The sequence below is a fragment of the Catenulispora sp. MAP12-49 genome, assembly GCF_041262705.1.
GTDB lineage: Bacteria > Actinomycetota > Actinomycetes > Streptomycetales > Catenulisporaceae > Catenulispora.
The window spans coordinates 715,735-737,890 of record NZ_JBGCCP010000001.1 but is presented as its reverse complement, the minus strand read 5'-3'; the positions used below and the strand labels follow the sequence as shown (position 1 = coordinate 737,890).

16 protein-coding genes are annotated in these 22,156 nt (G+C 70.3%); 9 read left to right on the top strand and 7 right to left on the bottom strand.

The window, feature by feature from the left end; translation table 11 throughout:
* The first annotated feature begins 96 nt into the window (after positions 1–96).
* Positions 97–1,953, top strand: a complete 1,857-nt coding sequence (locus ABIA35_RS03440) for a glycoside hydrolase domain-containing protein (protein ID WP_370341090.1) — start codon at positions 97–99, stop codon at positions 1,951–1,953.
* A gap of 123 nt (positions 1,954–2,076) precedes the next feature.
* Here ABIA35_RS03440 and ABIA35_RS03435 read toward each other — a convergent pair whose 3' ends face one another.
* From ABIA35_RS03435 to ABIA35_RS03425, 3 genes are read right to left on the bottom strand one after another with little or no spacing between them, the layout of a single operon-like run.
* The gene (locus ABIA35_RS03435; RefSeq protein WP_370356524.1) at positions 2,077–2,565 is read right to left on the bottom strand and encodes a GtrA family protein; all 489 of its coding nucleotides are present in this window, start codon (positions 2,563–2,565) and stop codon (positions 2,077–2,079) included.
* Entirely contained in the window at positions 2,562–5,438 is a 2,877-nt protein-coding gene (locus ABIA35_RS03430; RefSeq protein WP_370356522.1) for a YfhO family protein, read from the bottom strand. The genes ABIA35_RS03435 and ABIA35_RS03430 overlap by 4 nt, the downstream gene beginning before the upstream one ends.
* Positions 5,435–6,478, bottom strand: a complete 1,044-nt coding sequence (locus ABIA35_RS03425; RefSeq protein WP_370341087.1) for a glycosyltransferase family 2 protein — start codon at positions 6,476–6,478, stop codon at positions 5,435–5,437. The genes ABIA35_RS03430 and ABIA35_RS03425 overlap by 4 nt, the downstream gene beginning before the upstream one ends.
* Before the next feature lie 241 nt (positions 6,479–6,719).
* Here ABIA35_RS03425 and ABIA35_RS03420 point away from each other — a divergent pair, with 241 nt between their 5' ends.
* Positions 6,720–8,633, top strand: coding sequence for a cell wall-binding repeat-containing protein (locus ABIA35_RS03420; RefSeq protein ID WP_370356520.1), 1,914 nt, complete (start codon positions 6,720–6,722; stop codon positions 8,631–8,633).
* A 136-nt stretch (positions 8,634–8,769) separates the two neighbouring features.
* Here ABIA35_RS03420 and ABIA35_RS03415 read toward each other — a convergent pair whose 3' ends face one another.
* Positions 8,770–11,085 (bottom strand): heavy metal translocating P-type ATPase, encoded by a 2,316-nt coding sequence (locus tag ABIA35_RS03415; protein WP_370356518.1) that lies wholly within the window; start codon positions 11,083–11,085, stop codon positions 8,770–8,772.
* A gap of 157 nt (positions 11,086–11,242) precedes the next feature.
* On the opposite strand from ABIA35_RS03415, the gene ABIA35_RS03410 reads away from it, so the two are divergent.
* Positions 11,243–12,358, top strand: a complete 1,116-nt coding sequence (locus ABIA35_RS03410) for a DUF1906 domain-containing protein (RefSeq protein WP_370356516.1) — start codon at positions 11,243–11,245, stop codon at positions 12,356–12,358.
* Between the two features lie 82 nt (positions 12,359–12,440).
* On the opposite strand, the gene ABIA35_RS03405 is transcribed toward ABIA35_RS03410, so the two are convergent.
* A complete protein-coding gene (locus ABIA35_RS03405; protein WP_370356514.1) occupies positions 12,441–14,135 on the bottom strand; it encodes a hypothetical protein in 1,695 nt (564 codons plus the stop codon).
* A gap of 313 nt (positions 14,136–14,448) precedes the next feature.
* Here ABIA35_RS03405 and ABIA35_RS03400 point away from each other — a divergent pair, with 313 nt between their 5' ends.
* The 6 genes from ABIA35_RS03400 to ABIA35_RS03375 all read left to right on the top strand — a co-directional run bounded on the left by ABIA35_RS03400 (position 14,449) and on the right by ABIA35_RS03375 (position 20,189).
* Entirely contained in the window at positions 14,449–15,021 is a 573-nt protein-coding gene (locus ABIA35_RS03400) for a SigE family RNA polymerase sigma factor (protein WP_370341082.1), read from the top strand.
* A gap of 43 nt (positions 15,022–15,064) precedes the next feature.
* Complete coding sequence (locus ABIA35_RS03395; RefSeq protein WP_370356513.1) at positions 15,065–16,690, top strand: long-chain fatty acid--CoA ligase; 1,626 nt, start codon at positions 15,065–15,067, stop codon at positions 16,688–16,690.
* A gap of 126 nt (positions 16,691–16,816) precedes the next feature.
* Positions 16,817–17,716, top strand: coding sequence for a hypothetical protein (locus ABIA35_RS03390; protein WP_370341080.1), 900 nt, complete (start codon positions 16,817–16,819; stop codon positions 17,714–17,716).
* A 109-nt stretch (positions 17,717–17,825) separates the two neighbouring features.
* Positions 17,826–18,320: a SigE family RNA polymerase sigma factor gene (locus ABIA35_RS03385; protein WP_370341079.1), complete on the top strand. Its 495-nt coding sequence runs from the start codon at positions 17,826–17,828 to the stop codon at positions 18,318–18,320.
* Between the two features lie 35 nt (positions 18,321–18,355).
* A complete protein-coding gene (locus ABIA35_RS03380; RefSeq protein WP_370341078.1) occupies positions 18,356–18,727 on the top strand; it encodes a hypothetical protein in 372 nt (123 codons plus the stop codon).
* A gap of 91 nt (positions 18,728–18,818) precedes the next feature.
* Positions 18,819–20,189 (top strand): ABC transporter substrate-binding protein, encoded by a 1,371-nt coding sequence (locus ABIA35_RS03375; protein WP_370356511.1) that lies wholly within the window; start codon positions 18,819–18,821, stop codon positions 20,187–20,189.
* On the opposite strand, the gene ABIA35_RS03370 is transcribed toward ABIA35_RS03375, so the two are convergent.
* Together ABIA35_RS03370 and ABIA35_RS03365 are read right to left on the bottom strand one after the other, a co-directional pair.
* Positions 20,186–20,956, bottom strand: a complete 771-nt coding sequence (locus ABIA35_RS03370) for an ABC transporter ATP-binding protein (protein ID WP_370341076.1) — start codon at positions 20,954–20,956, stop codon at positions 20,186–20,188. The two genes, ABIA35_RS03375 and ABIA35_RS03370, sit on opposite strands and share 4 nt — an antisense overlap.
* Positions 20,953–22,155, bottom strand: a complete 1,203-nt coding sequence (locus tag ABIA35_RS03365; protein ID WP_370341075.1) for a FecCD family ABC transporter permease — start codon at positions 22,153–22,155, stop codon at positions 20,953–20,955. Before ABIA35_RS03365 ends, ABIA35_RS03370 begins: the two co-directional genes overlap by 4 nt.
* Position 22,156 lies beyond the last annotated feature (1 nt).

The window sequence follows — 22,156 nt, the reverse complement described above, 5'->3', positions numbered from 1 at the left end:
CGGACTCAGGATTCGGACAGACGGCGCGGGCTCAAGGGGGGCCCGCGCCGCTTGTTTCACAGGAACAAAGGGTGGGGTGTGGGTTAGGTGTCGGCGTTGTTCCATAGGTGGCCCAAGCGGGTCACGGCAGCGGTCTGTGCGGCCGCCCTGGCCATGGCGGGGCTGGCCACCTGGCTGCTCACCGCGACCGCGAGTCCGCCGGTCCCGCAGGCGGTCCCCAGCACGGTGTACTCCGGCGCCGGCTTCGATCCCTGCTGGGCCCCGGACAACGCCTCGATGGACGCCTGGCTGCAATCGCCGTACCGCGCCGTCGGCATCTACATCGGAGGCCCGCGCTACGCACCGGGCTGCAAGGCGCAGAACACCGCGAACCTCACCAAGGAATGGGTGGGCCGCCAGGCCGCGATGGGCTGGCGCTTCCTACCGCTCTACGTGGGCAGCCAGGCGCAGTACAAGGACGGCAACGGCAACTACCAGAGCGACTTCACGACGCTCACCACCGCCACCGCCTTCCAGCTGGGCTCCTCCGAGGCCGACGACGCCGCGAACCAGGCCCACGCCCTGAACTTCCCGCCGGCCTCGGTCATCTACGACGACATGGAGAACTACAACTCCAGCTACACGCAGCTGGTCATCGCCTATTCGCAGGGCTGGACCCAGGAGCTGCACCGCAACGGCTTCCGCGCGGGCTGGTACTCCAGCTCCAGCAGCGGGATCAAGGACCAGTCCGCCGCGTACGGCGCCAGCTCCCCCGACGTCATCGACATCGCGGCCTGGGACAACCAGAACACCACCGACGACCCCAACGTGAAGCCGTCGCAGTGGGCGAACCACCAGCGCGTGCACCAGACGCAGGGCGGCCACGACGAGACCTACGGCGGCGTCACCATCAACATCGACACCGACTGGTTCGACGTCGGCCAGGCCAGCCGGGGTACGGTCGAGCGGCTGGCCGGATTCGACCGCGACATCACCGCCGTCCTGGCCAGCATCCGCACCTTCGACTGCCACGGCTGCGCCAACGCCGGACGCGACCAGGCCAAGGCCGCGGTGCTCAGCCGCGACGACACCTTCGCCGACGCCCTCGGCGGCTCGGCGCTGGCCGCGCAGGCCGACGGACCCCTGCTGCTGACCGGCTCCAAGGCGATGAACCCGAGCACGATGAAGGAGCTCCACAGGATCCTGACACCGGGCTCGACGGTGTACCTGCTCGGCGGCACGCAGGCCTTGTCCCCGGCTGTGCAGAACGCCATCGCCGCCAACGGATTCGTCCCACGCCGCGTCGCCGGCCCGGACCGCTTCGCCACCGCGGTGAGCATCGCGCAGACCATCTCGCCGAACACGCCGCCCTCCAGCGTCCTGGTCGCCACCGGCACCGACTTCCCCGACGCCCTGGCCGCCGGCGCAGCCGCCGGAGCACTCGGCATCTCCGCGCAGAACGCCACACCGCCCAGCGCCGGCGCGGTGGTCGTGCTCAGCAACGCCGGAGTCCTGCCGCCGGCGACCAAGGCCTACCTGTCCGGCCTGGACCCGAACACCACGAGGATGTACGGAATCGGCGGCAAGGCCGTCGCCGCGGTGCACACCTCGTTCCCGTCCTGGCACGACTGGTCGAGCTTCATCCCGCTGTTCGGCGCGGACCGCTACGGCACCGCGGCAGCCGTCGCGGCCCGGTTCTCCTACCTGCCGACCTCGGTGGTCGTGGCCTCCGGCATGAACTGGCCGGACGCCCTGTCCGGCGGCGCGATGGCCGCGCACCGCGCCGTCCCGCTGCTGCTGACCGACCCGAAGGTCCTCCCCGGCCCGACCGGCTACTACCTCGGCGGGAAGAGCAACCCGATCACCACCGCCACCCTGGTGGGCGGCACGGCGGCGATCTCGCCGGCCGCCGCGACCGCACTGGGCAACAGCTTCAGCTACCCGGGGCAGTGGGACCTGGTGACGATCAACTAGCGCGTTCCCAGAACGCGCTTGAAGAACGTTGAAGAACGTTGAAGAACATTGAAGAACATTGAGCGGGCCGTGTCGAAAACGACACGGCCCGCTCAATGTGTGGGTGTCCTCAAGACCAGGTGGTCAAGCGCTGACCTCGGAAGCCGGTGCCTCGGAAGCCGGGGCATCAGCCGCGGGCCGGGACTCGGACTCGGCCTGCCCCACCGCCTCCGGCTTGAACACCCAGTGCTTGTACAGCCAGAAGTTGTAGAGCGTGATGACCACGGTCGACAGCGGCTTGGCGATCAGGTAGTTCACCCCGGCGCCGGTCAGCGAGTACATCAGCACCTGCGTGACGCCCAGGTTCACCGAGACCAGCAGGGCGAAGCGCACGGTCTGCTTGTGCACCGCGCCCTCGCGCGCGCCGTGGTCGGCGAAGGTCAGCATCCGGTTGATGGAGAAGTTGACGCCGAACGCGATGAGGTACGCCAGACCCGTGGCCAGCCACAGCGGGAACTTCATCAGGCCGTGCGTCAGGAACAGCACGACCTCCTCGGTCACCAGCGCCGAACCGCCGCTGAAGGCGTAGCGGACGAAGGTGTTCTTCGCCAGCGTCCTGATGAGGCCGGTCATGACAGCGCTTCCTCCGTGACCTGCTCCTCGCCGCTGCCGGCGCCCACACCGGCCGCCGGGGCTCCGGCGCCCTGGCCGGCCGCGCGGCGCCGCTGGAACCACCAGACGCCGCCCAGGGCCAGCAGGCCGACGGTGCTGCCGCCGATGCCCGCGTACAGGCCCGGCGGCGTGAACGACATCGAGATGCGGTGCGTGCCGGCCGGGACCGGGACGCCGGTGAAGGAGCCGAGCAGTTCGGTGGTCTTCACCGACTTGCCGTCGACGGTGACCGACCAGCCGGGGATGGTCGGGACCGACAGGAAGACGGTCGCGGCGCTGTCGCCGGTGGTGGTGGCCGACAGGCCGGTGTCGTTCCAGTGGACGTCGGTCACGCCGCCGGTGCGCAGCTGGGACAGCTTGGCGTCGACAGCGGTCGGGTCCAGGCCGCGGACCGGGTTCGCCGGGACCGTGTAGGTGTTCTTCAGCGTCAGATGGTCGCTGGACATCGTCACCGTGAACGAGCCGGACTGGACGCTGCCGAGGTCCTGGACACCGTTGGCGAAGCCCGCCGGGTAAGGGATGTTCGCCTTGTCCGCCGACACGGCGCCGGCCTTCGGCACGGGCCGGTTCTGGCCGTCCACCCGGACATATGACAGGCCGGTGGGCATCGCGGTCGGCGCGTACAGGTACACCTGGCGCGGCCCCGAAGACTGGCACTGCCACACGATCTTGTCGCTGTAGTACGCGGCGTCGGCGGGCGCCTTGGCCGGGACCTTGATGGACGAGGTGCCGTCGCTGTTCTGCGTGACCGTCACCCCGTCGCTGGCGGTGACCGTCGGCGCGCCGCACATCGACTGGAACGCGCCCGGCAGACCGAACGCCTGCTCCTGCGCGGCGTACGGGTCGTTCAGCGGCACCGGCGCGGTGAAGCCGGCGAGGTCGGAGCCGGTGAGCCGGAAGCCGACCGGGAGCGTGTCGTCGATCTTGTAGACCGTCGTGACGTTCGTCGCGCCGTTTTCGTACGTCTTCTGCAGCGTCGTACCGAGCCGGTCGATCGTGCCGTCGGCCGTCTCGCGCGTGGTGCCGACCAGGTACTGGTAGCCGAGCAGCGCGTCGGTGAGCAGCGTGGCGCCGGTGTGCGCGGACCAGACGTCGGCATCGTGGTGCGCGAAGCCGAGGTTCTGCATCGTGGTGTGCAGCTTGCCGGAGGAGAGCGAGGAGAAGTGCGTGAAGCCGAAGTTGCCGTAACGCAGGCTGTCGTTGGTGGTGCGCAGGTTCTGGTCATAGCCCTCGGCCCGGTAGAACTCGTCGTTGTCCGGCTGCAGGGAGGACAGCGCCGTGCCGTAGGACGTGGTCGGCCCGCTCTTCCAGTTGGACGTCTTCACCGAGCCGTCGCCGTGGGGCAGGTTGCCGATCGAATTCTGGCCGACCAGTCCGGCCGAGCCCGAGACGTCCACGGCCAGCACCGCGACGGCGAGCACCGCGCCGACCTTCGGGGTGGCCAACGGCTTCGGCATCCAGGCCAGCGGCTTGGGCAGCGGCTCGCCGGCCGGCCGCACCTGGCAGCGCAGATAGAGCGCGAAGGCCAGGAGCGCGGTGCCGGCGACCAGGATCACGGCGTCGAACTTCACCACCTGCGGGGTGACGATCCGGGGGTAGCTCTGGCGCCCCCAGTACAGGATCACGAACCAGACCGCGGCGCTGACTCCGAGCCACTTGATCTGCTTCACCGAGTCGATGCCGACCCAGGCCCGGAACGCCAGGAAGGTCAACAGCGCGATGATGAGGAACGCGAAGCGGTACGGGAAGGCGTTCGGCATCTGGCCGCCGTGCATCACCAGGTACAACGGCTTGATCTTCAGGGCCAGCAGCAGGAACGCCAGGACCGCGCCGAAAGCGATCCGCTCGGCGCGCCTGATGCTCTTCACCGCGAAGAACAGCGGCACTAGCACCAGGATCAACGTCGCGGCCCCGATGTCCGGGGTGTGCTGCCCGGCATCGCTGGTACCGCCGAAGAAGCGCACGAGCAGCGACAGCACCGGCTGCTTCTGCGGGTCGACGGAGGCGTCGGCGTGGAGCTTGGTCTTCTGGGTCAGCCCGCCGAGGTAGGTGGGCAGGATGAACGCGGCGGAGATCAGGCCGCCGATCGCACCGGCGGCCGCGAACTTGCCGGCCGTGCGCAGGAAGTCGGCGCGCTCGAAGCGTTCCCGCACGCCCGCGTACCGCGCAAGCGCGTACAGGCACACGAAGACGCAGATCATCGCGCCGGTGTAGAAGTCGATGACGAGGTTCAGCCCGATGGCCAGCGCCAGGGAAGCGATGCGGCCCTTGGCCAGCAGCCGCTCCACGCCGAGCAGCGCCCACGGCAGCAGGTACAGCGCGTCCAGCCACATGATGTTGAAGGCATAGAGCAGCGACCACGCGCCGAGGGCGTAGGCCGTGGACAGCACCACGATCACAGCCTTGTCGACGGCGCCGTCCGCACCGCCCCGGAACTTGCGCAGGAACAACGCCATCCCGAGCCCGGCCGCGCCGAGCTTCAACACCGTGGCGAAGGCGATGAGCACCGGCAGCTGGTGGTCCGAGCCGAACAGCGTCAGCAGGCCGAACGGGCTGGTGAGGTAGTAGGCGACGATCGGCCAGAAGTTCATGCCGCCGTCGGCGCGCCAGGTGAACAGCAGCGACCCGTGGCCGGTGAGCGCCTGGTCGAAGTACGAGTAGAACTGGGCGTACTGGTTGTTCAGGTCGATCATGAACACCGTGTACGAGCCGTGCGGGTCGAACGGGTAGATCTGCCGGTCGGCCAATATCGCCGCGTAGATCACCGTCGGGACGACGAAGGCGAGGACCAGGTAGAGATTGCGGCGCAGGGTCCCCGAGACGGTTCTGCTCACTGGATTCCGTTCAGCTCTCGCGCCCCGGGGACGCCGTTGACCGGCTCGTTCGGCCCGCTCAGGTCGACCGTCGTGCGGTGGTCGCCGGAGATGGCCTGGAAGTCGCTCTGGTGCCGCAGCGGGCCGGCCTCGGTCTCCTTGACCAGATAGTGCGGCCGCTGCTTGACCTCGTAATAGATGCGGCCGACATACTCGCCGATCACGCCGACCATGAACATCTGCAGGCCGCCGATGCCGACGATGGCCGCGATCGTGGTGACGTAGCCGGGCGTGGTGTCGCCGCTGATCATCGTGCGCACGATGAGCCACGCCATGTAGACGAAGGAGATGCTGAAGAACAGGAAGCCGAGGTAGACCGCCATCCGCAGCGGCTTGTTGTTGAACGACAACAGCGAGTCGACGGCGTAGTTCAGCAGCCGCCGGAAGGACCACTTGGTCTCCCCGGCCTCGCGCACCGCGTTGCGGTAGTTGAAGGTGACGGAGTCGAAGCCGACCCAGGCGAACAGGCCCTTGGAGAAGCGGTTGTACTCCGGCATCTCCAGCAGCGCGTCGACCGCGCGCCGGGACAGCAGCCGGAAGTCGCCGACCCCGTTCACCAGCTCGACGTCGACCATCTTGTTGATCAGCTTGTAGTAGGTCTGCGCGACCAGGCTCCGCACCCGCTTGTCGCCCTCGCGGTCGCGCTGCGCGATGACCTGGTCGAAGCCCTGCCTGTGCAGGTCGACCATGCGGCGCAACAGCTCCGGCGGATGCTGCAGGTCGGCGTCGATGATGATCACCGCGTCCCCGCTGGCCCGCTTCAGCCCGGCCAGCATCGCCGACTCCTTGCCGAAGTTGCGGCTGAAGGAGACGTACTTGGCCTCGGGGTCCTCCGCCGAGATCTTCTTCAACAGCTCCAGGGTGCCGTCTTTGGAGCCGTCGTCGACGAAGACCAGCTCGACCGCGTCCGCTATCCCGGCGGTCTCAGCACGGACGACCTCGTGGAACCTCGCCAAAACCGCTTCTTCGTTGAAGCACGGGACGACCAGGGACAGACGCATGGGATCTCCGGTTATGGACGTGGACTGCGGGGCCAGGCTACCCGAGCACGCCGCGACGGACGGCATTACTGGTGAGGACGCGTGTGTGGAGGCGGACGGTTGCCGCAGAACACCCCACACACCCCAGGTTCCTCAAGAGTTGTGTAACGGAATCGTAACAGCGGTCAACGGATCGAGCCGCCCCACGTCGTTCCAGGTGACAAGGCTCTGAAGAGCCCACGTGTTCTGGGGAGAAACACTGATGCGTAGCTCGAACTTCAAGAAGTCCCTCGCGGCATCGGCCGTTCTGGCCAGCTCCATCGCGACCGCGGTCGGCTTCTCGGCGGCGGCCCACGCCGCGCCGGCCGGCCCGTCGAACTCGCCGCTGACGATCGGCAAGGGCGCCTGGGCCCCCGACGGCAGCCGGTACGTGCACGCGAACGCCGACGGCTCCATCGCCACGCGCAACCTGCCCGGCGGCGCGGAGATCATCGTCGACCCGGCCAAGCCGGGCGTGGCGCGCTCGAACCCGACGTTCTGGAACAACGGCACGGCGATCGTGTTCTCCGAGACCGTGAACGGGACCTCCAAGCTGGTCTCCATCCCGACCTACACCCCGGCCGGCACCCCGGTGCCGGAGACGGACCCGCTGAGCTTCCTGGCCCAGCAGCTGCCCGAGGGCACCGAGACCGCGCCGGACTCCAACGGCACGAGCCTGGTGTTCCAGCACCACAACACGGCCACGAACCACGAAGCGATCTACGTCCAGGACAACTTCGGCCGCGGCAGCGCCGGGCCCATCCTGGCCGCCGACAACGGCACCTCGCCGACCATCTCGCCCGACGGCAAGACGGTCGCCTTCCTGCGCAAGGACAGCACCGGCCACGAGCAGATCTGGACCGTCGCGTGGAACGGCCAGTCGGCCCAGCCGCCGGCCGGCACGGCGAAGCAGCTCACCACCAACGCCGAGGACCACTTCTTCCCGACCTTCTCCCCGGACAACACCCGGATCGCGTATGAAGCGCGCACCTCCACCAGCGGGGCCCTGAGCGATGTGGAGTCCGTGTCCGCGGCCGACGGCAGCGGCCTGAAGCAGGAGTCGGCGACCCCCGGCGTCCCGGACTACCAGCCGCTGGTCAAGAACACCGAGACCCGGCTGGCCGGCGCCGACCGGCTCGGCACGGCGATCGCCGCCTCCCAGGCGCAGTGGCAGGCCGGATCGGCCGAGTCGGTCGTCCTCACCCGCTCCGACCAGTTCGCCGACGCCCTCGGCGGCAGCACCCTGGCCCACTCCGAGTACGGCCCGCTGCTGCTGACCCCGAGCGGCGGGCTGGACAGCTCGGTCAAGGCCGAGATCACCCGCGTGCTCGGCAAGCCGGACGGCCACAAGACCGTGTACGTGCTCGGCGGCGAGCAGGCGCTGTCCCCGACCGTGTTCAACGCGGTGAAGAGCCTGGGCTACACCGTCACCCGGATCTCCGGCCCGGACCGCTACGCGACCTCGGTGGCCATCGCCGAGCAGATCACCCGCAACACCAGCCAGAACGGCTGGGGCCAGCCGGGCCGCGTCCTGGTCGCCACCGGGAACCTGGCGCCGGACGCGCTGTCGGCCGGCGCGGCCGCCTCGGCCGGCGAGTTCAACGGGCCGATCGACAGTGTCGTCATCCTGACGAACGACAAGCTGATGCCGGCCGTCACCAAGAACTACCTGGCCCAGGTGCAGGCGCATGACGTCAAGAACTACGCGACCCCGGTCTACGGCATCGGCGGCCAGGCCGACACCGCGCTCACCAGCGACGGCGTCAAGCACACCGGCCTGGTCGGCACCGACCGCTACATGACCTCCTACCTGGTGGCCAAGACCTTCTTCGGCGGCGCCTCGCTGGAGAACGCGAGCCCGGCCGGCATCGGCTTCGCCACCGGCGCGGACTGGCCGGACGCCCTGTCCGGCGGCGCCTTCATGGCCCGCGAGCACGGTCCGCTGCTGCTGGTGAACCCGGCGAACTGGCTGTCGTCCGACGGCCAGAACTACCTGTACGGCTGGGCTCCGGGCACCGCCAACGCCTACATCTTCGGCGGGACCAAGGCTGTCGCCGGCGGGACCACCCAGAGCAACATCGGCGGCGGGATCTCCGGCCCGGCCGGCTACAACTACGTGCTCAACCCGCACGCCTGACCCACACCCAGGGGCGCATCCGTACCTGCGTCCGGACAATCGGAAGCCCCGCAGACACCAGGGGGGTCTGCGGGGCTTCCGCCTGTCCGGCGACGGCTGCCTGTCTATCTGTCCGCCTGTCTATCTATCGGCCTGCCTACCGGAACCGCCGCAGCCGCAGGCTGTTGCTCACCACGAACACCGACGAGAAGGCCATCGCGGCCCCGGCGATCATCGGGTTCAGCAGCCCGGAGGCGGCCAGCGGCAGGGCCGCCACGTTGTAGCCGAACGCCCAGAACAGGTTCCCCTTGATGGTGGCCAGGGTGCGGCGGGACAGGCGGATCGCGGTGGCCGCGGTGCGCAGGTCGCCGCCGACCAGGGTCAGGTCGCCGGCCTCGATGGCGGCGTCGGTGCCGGTGCCCATCGCCAGGCCCAGGTCGGCCTGGGCCAGGGCGGCCGCGTCGTTCACGCCGTCGCCGACCATGGCGACCACGCGGCCTTCGGCCTGCAGCCGCTTGACCGCCTCGACCTTGCCCACCGGCAGGACCTCGGCCAGCACCTCGTCGGGGCCGATGCCGACCTCGGCGGCGACCGCGCGGGCCACGGTCTGGTTGTCGCCGGTGAGCAGCACCGGGGTCAGGCCCAGGGCGCGCAGCTCCCTGACGGCCTCGGCGCTGGTGGGCTTCACCGCGTCGGCGACCTCCAGCACGGCGCGGGCCCGGCCGTCCCAGCCGACCGCGATCGCGGTGCGGCCCGCCGCCTCGGCGGCGGCCTTGGCCGCGGCCAGCTCCGGCGTCAGGTGCTGGGCCCACTCGGCCAGCAGCTTCTCCCGGCCGGCCACCACCGCGTGGCCGTCCACCACGCCCTGCACGCCCAGGCCCTCGACGTTCTCGAAGCCCTCGACCTCCGGCAGCGCGCCGGCCTGCCCGGCCTGTTCAGCAGTAGCAGCGGCGGCCGCGGCTGCGACCGCCCGGGCGATCGGGTGCTCGCTGGCCTGCTCCAGCGCGCCGGCCAGGCGCAGCGCCTCCTGCTCGGACTCGCCCTCGGCGACGGTGACGCCGACCAGGGCCATGGCGCCGGAGGTGATGGTGCCGGTCTTGTCCAGCACGATGGTGTCCACCTTGCGGGTGTTCTCCAGCACCTCCGGGCCCTTGATCAGGACGCCGAGCTGCGCGCCGCGGCCGGTGCCGACCATCAGCGCGGTCGGCGTGGCCAGGCCCAGGGCACAGGGGCAGGCGATGATCAGGACGCTGACCGCGGCCGCGAACGCCGTGGCGACGCCGTTGCCGACCAGCAGCCAGAAGGCCAGGGTGGCCAGGGACAGCCCGATCACGGTCGGGACGAAGACCGCGGAGATCCGGTCCGCCAGCCGCTGCGCCGCGGCCTTGCCGTTCTGCGCCTCCTGGACCAGCTTCGCCATCCGGGACAGCTGGGTGTCGGCGCCGACCCGGGTCGCGCGCACCACCAGGCGGCCGGAGGTGTTCACGGTCGCGCCGGTGACGGCGTCGCCGGGGGCGACGTCCACCGGGACCGACTCGCCGGTGAGCATCGAGGCGTCGACCGCCGAGCGGCCCTGCTCCACCACGCCGTCGGTGGCCACCTTCTCCCCGGGCCGGACCACGAACAGGTCGCCGGCCGCCAGCTCCCCGATCGGGATCCGCACCTCGGCGCCGTCGCGCAGCACCGCGACGTCCTTCGCGCCGAGCGTCATCAGGGCCCGCAGCGCCGCGCCGGAGCGCCGCTTCGCCGTGTGCTCGAAGTACCGTCCGGCCAGGATGAACGCGGTCACGCCCGAGGCCGCCTCCAGGTAGATCGACCCGGAGCCGTCGGTGCGGGAGACGGCGAAGTCGAAGCCATGCTTCATCCCGGGCATCCCGGCGTCGCCGAAGAACAGAGCCCACAGCGACCACAGGAAGGCCGCTGAGACGCCGACGGACACCAAGGTGTCCATGGTGGCCGCGCGGTGCCGCAGATTGGTCCAGGCCGCCTTGTGGAACGGCCAGGCCGCGTAGGTGACCACCGGCGCGGACAGCGTCAGCGAGGCCCACTGCCAGTTGCGGAACTGCAAGGCCGGGATCATCGCCATCAGGACCACCGGGACGGACAGCACGACCGCGGTGGCCAGGCGCTGCCGCAGCGCGACCGCGCGGCGTTCGTCCTCCAGTTCGGCCGCGGTTTTGGGCGCTTCGCCCTCGGCGGACGCGGGCCCGGCGGGGGCCGGCGGCTCGGGCAGCATCGCGGTGTAGCCGGCCGCCTCGACGACGGCGACCAGATCGGCCGGCGCGTAGCCGTCCGGGAAGCGGACCTTCGCCTTCTCGGTGGCGTAGTTCACGGTCGCGGCGACGCCGTCGAGCTTGTTCAGCTTGCGCTCGATCCGCGACGCGCAGGACGCGCAGGTCATCCCGCCGATCGCCAGCTCGACGTCGGTGTGGGGGCCGGGCTCGGCCGGCGCCTCCAAAGCGGTCTCCACCATCGCTGCCTCCGCGTGTCGGAAGGGATTCAGTCTCTCACTGCGCTCAACGCTATACCCCATGGGGGTATTCCGCCAGCGGCGGTCAGCCGATATGACGATTGCGCCGCCGGGGTTCCCGGGAGTGAGCGTCACCGCGCCACCGGGTAGACGAGCGGTCATGCGTCTGTTCCCGCTCGCCGTGCTGACCGTCGTCCTGACCCTGAGCTGCGGCAACGCCGCCCAGGCGGCGGTCGGGCCGCTGTCCGGGCTCAAAGAGGTGAGCTACGCCGGCGCGACCGTCGAGGTCCCGGTGGGCTGGCCGGTGCGCGATCTGAGCGCCGATCCGCATACCTGTATCCGGTATGACCGCCACGCCGTATACCTCGGCGATCCGGGACCGAACCAGGACTGCCCAGCCGGTGCCGTGGGGCGGACCGACACGGTGCGGATCGCCTCGGACGGCACGGTGACCCGGACGCAGGGCTACCCGACAGCGCAGGACGCGGCGGACCAGGTCCCCGAAACCGCCCCGCGGACCCGCTCACAGCTCCCCGATCGGGCGGTCAAGGCTGCCGCCACCTACTCCGGCCTGGGCTTCGACACCTGCGCGGCACCTTCCGCCGACGTCATGAACACCTGGTACAGCGCCTCGCCGTACCGCGCCGTCGGCATTTACATCGGCGGCATCGACCGCGCCTGCCCGGACGGCAACCTGACCCCGGACTGGATCCAGACGGTGGCGCGGCAGGGCTGGAAGCTCTTCCCGATCTACGTCGGCCTGCAGTCCCCCTGCTGGAAGGACCCCGGCCACGGCCACCCCGCACTGATCGCCCACAACCGCCGCTGGACCCAGGGCCAGGAGGCGGCGGACGACGCGGCGGACCGGGCGGCCTTCTTCGGCATCGCCCAGGGCAGCCCGATCTACTTCGACATGGAGTACTACCCGCGCAACAACCCGGGCTGCACCCAGGACGTCCAGGCCTTCCTGAACTCGTGGACCGACGAGCTGCACACCCGCGGGTTCGTCTCAGGGATCTACAGCAGCTCCAAGGGCGCGATCGCGGACATGACGCTGGTGTACGACAGCCGGGCGGCCTACCGCCCGGACGTGGCCTGGTACGCGCACTGGGACAAGGACCCGCGGGTGTTCGGCGACCCGACGCTGGCCGACCGGTACTGGCCGGGCCCGCGCCGGATCAAGCAGTACCAGGGCGGCCACAACGAGACGTACGGCGGCAAGAAGCTGAACATCGATCTGAACGTGCTCGACGCGCCGGTCGCGGCGCTGAAGTGAGGCGACTACCCAGATCCGCCGGAAACGACTGATCGGGTCGGACCATAGTCCGACCCGATCCACATCACTCGCCTGCGCCCGCCTAGCGCTCCGAAGGCCGCCCCGGCCGCGTCGCCGGACGGCGCCCCATGGTCCCGCGCTGCTGCGGGGTGGCGGCGGCGGCGGGCCGGCGCGGCGGGACACCGTTGCGGTCGCTGGAGCGGCTCAGGTCCTGCTGCGGCTCGGCGGGCCGGCCGTAGCCGTCGCGGGGCTGCTGGGGCCGGGGGCGCGGCTGCTGCCCGGTGGCGCCGGGCACCGGCCGCGGGGCCGCGGGCTGCTGCTGCGGACGCGGCTGGTGCGAAGGGTTTCCGGCGCCCGGGCGGCGCGGCGCGGCGGCACGCGGCTCCCAGTCGGCGCCGGTGTCGCGGGGACGGTTCGCCGGCGGCAGCGCGGCCTGCTGCGTCGCGCCGCCCTGGTAGCCGCGGCCCGCACCCGCTCCGGGGGCGTTCGAGTACGGCTTGCCCGGCGCCGGCGGCGGGGGCGGTGCCGAAGGCGCGGGTGCCGGCTTGACCGGACGGCCCATGACCGGCGCGGGCGGCACGGCCGGGAACCCTCCGGTGCCGGTCCCGTCGGCGGGCTCGAACCACCCGTTGTTCGCAGCCTGCGCGCCGGTCGCGGCCGGCAGGTAGGAGGTCGGAGCCGCGTCGTACGAACCGGTGGTGGCGTACGTCCCGGAGGAGTAGCCGCTCTGGCCGAGCGGATCGGGCGATGCCGAATACGTGCTCTGACTCAACGGGTCGGGCGTGGAGGAGTACGAGGAGGGCAGAGGATCGTTCAGCGGGTCCGCGAGCGACGCGTACGAACCCGACCCCCAGCCGCCCGAAGAGCCTGAGGTACTGGTCGAGCCGTAGCCGCCCGAAGAACTCGTCGAGCTGTACCCGCCCGACGAACTGGTCGAGCTGTACCCGCCCGAAGAGCTCGTGGTGGATCCATAAGCACCCGAGCCGGAGCTGTAGGCATCGGTCGTGCCGGCCGAGGAGCCGTAGCCGCCCGACGAAGCGGTCGAGGAACCGTAGGCGTCCGTCGACGGCGAGCCCGAGCCATAAGCGCTGGAAGACCCGTAACCGCTCGTCTGGCTGCTGTAGGCGCCGGAAGAACTCGTCGAGCCATACGCGCTCGTGGAACCGTAGCCACTTGTCGCAGAGCTCGAACTCGTCCCGGTGCCGTACAAAGGGTCGGTGCTCGTCGAGCCGAACGCGGGGCCGGAACCGAAGGGATCCGAGGAGGTCGACGCGGAAGAACCCAGCGCCGGGGTCGATCCGAAGGCCGAGCCGGACGTCGAGTAGGCGCCGGATCCGCTGGGCAGCGCCGGGGCCGCGGACACCGGCGGCCCGCTCTGCGCCACCGCGGCCATCGCCATCGGCAGCAGGTCCATCGAGGTCGTCCCGAGCCCGTCGGCCGGGCACACCCGCACGAGTTCGCCGACCGTCAGCGCCAGCTCGGTGGCCAGGTCCAGGGACCGCGGCTGCATCGGGTTCTCGCGCATCCACCAGCAGGCGATCTGCACGATCGACCCGGCGGCGTGCGGGCACGTCCGGATCGCCCCGCGCAGCTGCATCGGCTGCGGGCCGGAGACTGTCAGCCGGAACCAGGTGCCCTCGCGGAAACCGAGCGCCGGGTGGCCCAGCGAGTCCTGCAGCACAACGTGGTACTGGCGCTCGAGCTCCCGGTGACCGCCGGCCCCGGACGCGCTCAAAGCCGAGCTGTTCCTCTGCTGCTCGCCGTACGCGAGGCTCATCGGCTGCCTGACCGTTCTCCGGAGTCCGAGTCCGGAACCCTGCTCTGAGTCACCATGTGTCGCCCGCCTCGGCTCAAAAGCTCGGAATGAGGCGGCCCCCGTTGCCGCTGTGTCCGCTGTGCTGTGTGTGATCAATGTCCACTGATGTGGTGGGATCGTTGCGCAAACGGTACTCAATACTGGGGCCCAGCGGTAGGGCATCTACTAAGAAGTAGCCGTGATTTCTGTGCCCTGCCCACAACACCCAGATCGGCACCACGCCGGGCCGCCTCTCGATTGTCATCCCGGCGTCCCCTCGGCATAACGTTGTGGCGTGACGGCGGACAGAGACCAAGAGTTCTCTCGCTATGTCACCGAACGGTCCGGCGCTCTGCTACGCGTCGCCTATCTGCTGACCGGCAACCGCGCCGACGCCGAAGACCTTCTGCAGACCGCGCTGGCCAAGACTTATCTGTCGTGGGGCCGCATCCAGGACAAAGGCGCACTCGACGGATACGTACGCCGCGTCCTGGTGAACACCCAGACCTCCTGGTGGCGCAAGCGCCGCGTCGAGGAGTACGCCACCGACCAGCTGCCCGAACAGGTCTGGGAGGACACGCGGCCGGCGGAGATCGAATTGCGCTCCACGGTCTGGAACTCGCTGGCGCAGCTGCCGCGCCGCCAGCGCGCGGTGGTCGTTCTGCGCTATTACGAGGATCTGTCCGAAGCCGAGACGGCCGAAGTTATGGGGATCTCAGTCGGCACGGTGAAATCCACCGCTTCCCGCGCACTTGCCAAGCTTCGGACCGATGGCGCGTTGCGCGACGCGCGCATCGCGATCCCCGCTCCGCTTAGCCCGCTTGCCGGAGAACCCCTTCCGAAATCCGCCAGGGTCGATGCAGACTGACCGGTGTACCGATCGGTAACCTCAACAACTCAGGAGGTCAGCGATGCGCTCGACCATGCAGGAGACCCCGCTTGGCATCCGGACGCTCCTGAGGTTCGCCTCGACGGTCTATTCCGGCTCCCAGGTGCACACCGTCACCGCCGAGGGCCTGCGCACCGCGTCCTTCGCCGAGGTCGGCGCCCGCGCCGCGCAGCTGGCCCACGCCCTGCACGACGACCTGGGGATCCGAGGCGACCAGCGGGTCGCGACGTTCATGTGGAACAACCAGGAGCACCTGGAGGCGTACTTCGCCGTCCCGTCCATGGGCGCCGTGCTCCACACCCTGAACATCCGGCTGTACCCGGATCAGGTCACGTACATCGCCAACCACGCCGAGGACAAGGTGGTGCTGGTCGACGGCAGCCTGATCCCGCTGCTGGCCCGGGTCCTGCCCGGGTTCCAGACCGTCGAGCACGTGGTCGTCGTCGGCGAGGGCGACCCGGCACCGTTGGAAGCCGCGGGCAAGCAGATCCACCGTTACGAGGAACTCCTGGCCGGCAAGCCAACGACCTACGACTGGCCGGACTTCGTCGAGACCGACGCCGCCGCGATGTGCTACACCTCCGGCACCACCGGCAACCCCAAGGGCGTGGTCTACAGCCACCGCTCGGTCTACCTGCACTCGATGCAGGTGACGATGCCGCAGTCGTTCCAGCTCAACGAGGCCAACCGGGTCCTGACCATCGTGCCGATGTTCCACGCGATGGCCTGGGGCATCCCGTACGCGGCGTTGATGAGCGGCGCGAGCCTGGTCATGCCCGACCGGTTCATGCAGGCCCCGGCCCTGGTGCGGGCGATCAACGAGGCGGGGGCGGACTTCGCCGGCGCGGTGCCGACGATCTGGGCCGACGTGCTGAACCACCTGGACGCCACCGGGGAGAAGATCCCGACGCTCAAGCGCGCGGTGGTCGGCGGATCGGCGGTGCCGCCGGCGCTGATGCACGCCTTCGAAGAGCGCTACGGCATGCACATCATCCACGCCTGGGGCATGACCGAGACCTCGCCGCTGGGCAGCGTCTCGCATCCGCCGGCCGGCGCCGAGGGCGAGCGGGCCTGGTCCTACCGCGTGTCCCAGGGCCGTTTCCCGGCCGGGGTGCAGGCCCGGCTGGCCGGCCCGGACGGCACGATCGTGCCCAACGACGGCGAGGCGGTCGGCGAGCTGGAAGTGCGCGGCCCCTGGATCGCCGCCTCCTACTACCGCGACGAGGACCCCGAGCGGTTCCGCGACGGCTGGCTGCGCACCGGCGACGTCGGCACCATCACCCCCGACGGCTACCTGACGCTCACCGACCGGGAGAAGGACGTCATCAAGTCCGGCGGCGAGTGGATCTCCTCGGTCGAGCTGGAGAACCACCTGATGGCGCACGCCGCCGTGGCCGAGGCCACCGTGGTCGGCGTCCCGGACCCGCGCTGGCAGGAGCGGCCGCTGGCCGCGGTGGTGCTGCGCGAGGGCGGCCAGGCCTCGCCGGCCGAGTTGCGCGAGTACCTGTCCGGACTGATCCCGAAGTGGCAGCTTCCCGAGCGGTGGACGTTCCTCAACGCCGTCCCGAAGACCTCGGTGGGCAAGTTCGACAAGAAGGAGGTGCGCCGCGCGTATGCGGCCGGTGAGCTTGAGGTCACAGAGCTGTAGGAGCGTTGTAAAAGCGTTGTAGACCAGCGCCTCAACGCGTCTTCCGTAGAAAAGTCCGCAGTGTAGAGTGCCGAGAACTTGAGCGCTGGAACATCAGTAGTACTCGGCAGGGGAGGCACCGCGGACATGCGGATATCTCGGCGGTTTTCGCGCAGCGCCGCCGCCGGCGCGGCAACGGTGCTCACCGCGCTGTCGATGACGGCGTGTTCCGGCTCCTCCTCCGGCAGCGGTTCCGCGGCATCCAGTGCCTCGGCGTCGCAGTCGCTGGCGAACGCCGATGCCAACGAGAACGACGTGCAGGTCCTCAACTCCTTGCAGATCACTACCCAGGAGTTGGACAGTGCATTCGCCACTGACAACAAGTGGCAGATATGGCAGGGTGCGGATGCCTCGAAGATCCTGCTCAAGCAGGCGTGGGCGTGCACGCAGAACATGATCGACACCAAGCAGAAGTCGCTGGAACCGGTCACCACCTACTTCCGTGCCGACGCGCTGCCCGGCGATCCGGTGGCGCCGGCGACCACGTCGAGCTCGTCCTCCTCGAGCCACGGCCACAAGGGCGGTTCCAGCAACCCGACCTCGTCGAACTCCAGCGGATCCTCCCCGACCGCCGACGGGAACCCGACGCACTGGGTCGTCAGCACCGCCATCGCCTACACGACCTCGGACGCCGCCCAGGCCGCCGTGGCCGGCATGGGCACCGTCGACCCCAACGCGCCCAACTGCGGCGGACCGGCGGACGGCGCCAAGGACCAGATCGTCGGCGGCGGCATCGGCGAGGTCGGCCCGTCCTGGGACAACTCCCAGGGGGTGTTCGTCTACACCGACACCCAGAGCCACGTCGCGATCTCGGTCGTGGCGCAGCGCCGCGGCCGCTACGTGGTCCTCACCTACACCCGGGGGAGTGCGAAGGACGACGCAGGGTATTACGACCTGGAAACCGCCTCGGACACCGACCCGGCGGCCGACGCGGCCACGGCCGTCCTCGGCCTGCTGACCACCGCGGTCGTGGGTTCGGGCGGCTGATCCGTCCCCCGCACCCCCTCAGTGCGGTCGGAAAAACCGACGACGAGGCCCAGCGCCACCTGAGCAGTCCAGGCATACCGCCGAAAACGTGTGAAGGCCACTGATACGGATGCGGTCGGGGACCGAGGATTTCCGCGAGTTCGTCAGCGCCCGCCAGGGCGCGCTGCGACGGACCGCGTATCTGCTGTGCGGCGACTGGCACCAGGCGCAGGACCTCACCCAGCAGACGCTGGCCAAACTCTTCGTCGCCTGGCCGCGGGTGCGCGCCGTGGAAGCCGTCGACTCCTACGCGCGCCAGGTCCTGGTGCGCACCTATATCGACGAGTCGCGCAAGCGCCGCAACCACGAACTCGTCACCGCCGACCTGCCCGACGCCGGCACCGAGGGCCCGGAGATCGAGACCCGGCTGGCCCTGATGGCGGCGCTCAAGCAGCTCTCCCCGCGCCAGCGTGCCGTCGTGGCACTGCGGTTCTGGGACGATATGAGCGTGGAGGCCACCGCCGAGGCGCTCGGCATGAAGGCCAACACCGTGAAGTCGGACACCGCACGCGCTCTGGCGAAACTGAAAGGTCTGCTCGACTCGTCTGTACACCAGGCGGTCTGAACGATGGGCGCGGAGCCGGCGAAGGGAGGACACGGATGAACGCGGTGGACGCGTCCGCGGGCAAGGACGCGATGCGCGGTCTGATGGAGACCGCCTTCACCGCCGGGGAGCCGGCGTTGCCGGACGTGGACGACGTGATGGCGACCGTGGCGGTCCTCGGCGGGCACATCCGCCACCGGCAGCGGGTGCGCACGGGCGTCGCGGCCGGCGTGCTGTGTGTCGCGGGGTTCGGCATGGTCGGCGGGATCGCCGCCGTGGCGCACTCGACGCACACGAGCATCACGACCGTCGTGCCCGGCGGCGGCAGCGGAGGTCCTCCCGCGCCTCCGATCAGCACCGGGACGCCGCTGAGCGGCAGCGGGCAGAGCAGCGGCACCAGTGGAGGGACGACGAGCGTCGATCCCTGACGCACGCCGAGGGGCTGAAGGGCCAAGCATCAGAAGGGCTGAGTCGCTGTAGGGCTGAGTCGCTGCGTCTCTGTAGGGCCGGGGAGGGCCGATGCCGATGCGACGGATCCAGCGGACACGGCTGGTCTTCGTGCTCGGAGCGGGTCTTCCGCTGCTCGCGGCCGCGGCCTGCGGGACCCGCCTTCCGGATTCGGCCTTCGCCTCGCAGAGCCCGGGCGCGCCCGGGACGACGGCCGCCGGATCCGCGAACCCGGCCAGCGACGTGGGAATCACCCCGGCCTCGATCAAGATCGGGATGATCGACTCGGTGGACTCGCTGCTCGGCCCGGACACCTTCTCCGGCCCGATGTACGGCGCGCAGGCGTTCTTCAAGGCGCTGAACGCCGCCGGCGGGGTCGACGGCCGCCAGATCAGCTTCGTGACGTGCGACGACCAGGGCGTCGGCGGGACCGATGTGTCGTGCGCGCACACCCTGATCGACCAGGACGAAGTCTTCGCGTTCGCCGGCAACTCGATCTTCCAGTACGACGGCGCGTCCTACGTCTCGGCCAAGGACGTGCCCGACATCGGCGGCGAGCCGATCAGCAACGCCTACGACCAGTACCCGCACCTGTACTCGATCTACGGCAGCGACTATCCGCGCGACGGCAAGAGCATCGGCTGGCAGGGGAAGCTGTATTCGTCCACCGAGGCCGAGCACTACGCGAAGACGGTGTTGAAGGCGCACGTCGCCGGGCTCGTCTCGTACAACCAGGCGGACTCGGCACGCTTCGCCTCCTACGAGGCCCAGGCGCTGCGCGCGGAGGGGTTCACGGTCGTCCCGGAGCAGTTGGACATCGCCTTGGCGGACTTCGATTCGGCGGCTCTGGACATGAAGAACAAGGGCGTGGACGTCGTCTTCGACACCATCGACACCGACGGGAACGCCAGGCTGTGCAAGGCGATCGAGGACGCCGGGGTGCCGATCAAGGCGAAGATGACGACGGTGCAGAGCTGGGACGCCACGGTCGCCACGACGTACAAGGACGCGCCGAAGTGCCGGAACCTGTTGTACGCCAACTCCTCCGACGCCAACTACGAGGACACCTCGAACCCGGCGGTGAAGGCGTTCCGGGACGCGATGGCGAAGTACTTCCCCGATCGGGAGGGGAAGCTGTCGGAGTGGGAGATCGACGGCTGGGCCTCCGCGCAGTGGCTCACCGACGCGGTGGCTTCGTGCGGGGCGGATGTGACGCGGGTGTGCGTCGAGAAGTTCATGAACTCCGGGAAGCCTTATGACGCGCACGGGATCATCACGCCGGCGGCGTTCACCGTGAAGGCACCGAGCGGGACGACGCATGCCTGCTTCAACGTGGCGCAGTGGCAGGACTCCGCGGACGGCGGGAAGGGCGGCTGGGTCACGCGGGTGCCGGACATGGACACCAACTGCTACGACGTGCCCGAGGTCTCCTATTCGCCCTAGCGGACGAGGTGGATGACCGGGCGGCCCGCGCCGTCGTCGAAGACTTTGACCCGAGCTCCATAGTGCTCCGCGATCCGTTGCTCCGTAAGGACTTCCCGCGCCGTGCCGGTGGCGACGACGGCGCCGCCGACCACGAGCGTGAGCTCGTCGGCGTACTGCGCGGCCAGGCTGAGGTCGTGCAGGGTGCTGATCACGGTCAGGCCCTCGGTCGCGCGCAGCTCGTCGACCAGGTCCAGGACCTGTTGCTGGTGGCCGAGGTCCAGGGCGGTGGTCGGCTCGTCCAGCAGCAGCACGCCGGCCTGCTGCGCCAGGGCGCGGGCCAGCACCACGCGCTGCCGCTCGCCGCCGGACATCGCCCCGAGCCGCCGGCCGGCGAATCCGGCGAGGTCCAGGCGCTCCAGCGCGCCCTCGGCCACAGCGCGGTCGCTGCGCGACTCGACACCCAGATAGCCCAGGTGCGGGGTACGGCCGAGCAGGACGTACTCGGCGACGGTCATGTCGCCGGGCAGCTGCGGCTGCTGCGGGACGTAGGCGATCAGCCGGGCCCGGTGCTTGGCGGACAGCTTCGCGACCGACTCCCCGCCGACCCGGATGTCGCCCTGGTACGCCAGGATGCCGACGATCGCCTTGAGCAGCGTGGACTTGCCCGCGCCGTTCGGACCGAGCACGGCGTGCCAGGAGCCGGAGGCCACGGCGAGGTCGACCCCGTGCAGGATCGGCTTGTGGTCCAGCCTCACCCGCACCCCGGCGGCCTTGACCGCGCTCACCGGTCCCGCTCCCGCGTCGCCCGCAGGATCACCAGGAAGAACGGCGCCCCGACGAACGAGGTCACCACCCCGATCGGCAGCTCGGCCGGCGCCAGCGCGGTCCGCGCGAGCAGGTCGGCCAGCACCAGGAACGCACCGCCCACCAGCAGGCTCATCGGCAGCAGCAGCCGGTGCCCGGGCCCGGCGACCCGCCGCACGACATGCGGCACCACCAGCCCCACGAAGCCGATGATCCCGCTGACCGCCACCGCCGTCGCGGTCGCCAGCGAGGCCGCGGCCAGCACGATCAGCCGGGTGCGCACCGGGTTCAGGCCGAGCGTGGCGGCCTCGTCATCACCGAGCGCGAGGACGTCCAGATGCCGCGCGTGCACCGTGACGATGAGGACACTGATGACGGCATACGGCAGCGCCAACCGCACCAGCGACCAGTCGGCGGAGGCGAAACTCCCGAACAGCCACGAGTACACCTGCCGCACATCGGTGGTGCTCCGCTGCATGACGAACGCCTGCACCGCCCCGACGAACGAACTGACCGCGACCCCGGCGAGGATGAGCGATGCGGTCCCGCCCCGACCCACGAGCGTGCCGAGCACATAACTGGCCAGCACCCCGCCGAGCGCCCCGACGAACGCGGCCAGCGGCACCGCACCGATCCCCGCCACGGTGTGCTCGGGCCCGCCGCCGTAGACGATGACGAGAGTCGCGGCCATCCCGGCACCGGCGGAGGCCCCGATGGTCCCGGAATCGGAGAGCGGATTGCGGAAGACACCCTGATACGCAGCCCCCGCCTGCGCGAGCAACGCCCCGACCAGCGTGGCCAGGACGACGCGCGGCAGCCGGATCTGGTCCAGCACGCTCTGCTGCACCGGCCCGAGCCCGGTGTGCAGGTCGACGAAGGGCAGCTTGTCCAGCAGCGCCTTGGCGGTGCCGGCGACCGGAAGGCCCGCGGCACCGCCGAGGCTGGAGACCAGGACGGCGAGGAAGAGGACCGCAGTCGCGGCGAGGAGCGCGATGGTCGGGCGAGCGATGGTGAAGCGGGCGAGGCGGCGGCGCGGGGGAGTCAGATCGCTGGTGGTCGCGCGGAGATCAGTCCGGCCGCCGTCGGCCGCCGCCGTCACCTGCCCAGCGTCGACCGCCGCGGCTTCGGCGCCCCCCGCCGCCGCCGCGTCGGCATCCGCGTCCGCTCCCTGCCGCCGCATC

Coding starts and splice junctions, on each gene's coding strand:
- ABIA35_RS03405 (WP_370356514.1), bottom strand. CDS start 14,135: ATGAGCCTCGCGTACGGCGAGCAGCAGAGGAACAGCTCGGCTTTGAGC.
- ABIA35_RS03425 (WP_370341087.1), bottom strand. CDS start 6,478: ATGCGTCTGTCCCTGGTCGTCCCGTGCTTCAACGAAGAAGCGGTTTTG.
- ABIA35_RS03395 (WP_370356513.1), top strand. CDS start 15,065: ATGCGCTCGACCATGCAGGAGACCCCGCTTGGCATCCGGACGCTCCTG.
- ABIA35_RS03380 (WP_370341078.1), top strand. CDS start 18,356: ATGAACGCGGTGGACGCGTCCGCGGGCAAGGACGCGATGCGCGGTCTG.
- ABIA35_RS03415 (WP_370356518.1), bottom strand. CDS start 11,085: ATGGTGGAGACCGCTTTGGAGGCGCCGGCCGAGCCCGGCCCCCACACC.
- ABIA35_RS03420 (WP_370356520.1), top strand. CDS start 6,720: ATGCGTAGCTCGAACTTCAAGAAGTCCCTCGCGGCATCGGCCGTTCTG.
- ABIA35_RS03390 (WP_370341080.1), top strand. CDS start 16,817: ATGCGGATATCTCGGCGGTTTTCGCGCAGCGCCGCCGCCGGCGCGGCA.
- ABIA35_RS03375 (WP_370356511.1), top strand. CDS start 18,819: ATGCCGATGCGACGGATCCAGCGGACACGGCTGGTCTTCGTGCTCGGA.
- ABIA35_RS03385 (WP_370341079.1), top strand. CDS start 17,826: ATGCGGTCGGGGACCGAGGATTTCCGCGAGTTCGTCAGCGCCCGCCAG.
- ABIA35_RS03410 (WP_370356516.1), top strand. CDS start 11,243: ATGCGTCTGTTCCCGCTCGCCGTGCTGACCGTCGTCCTGACCCTGAGC.
- ABIA35_RS03365 (WP_370341075.1), bottom strand. CDS start 22,155: ATGCGGCGGCAGGGAGCGGACGCGGATGCCGACGCGGCGGCGGCGGGG.
- ABIA35_RS03435 (WP_370356524.1), bottom strand. CDS start 2,565: ATGACCGGCCTCATCAGGACGCTGGCGAAGAACACCTTCGTCCGCTAC.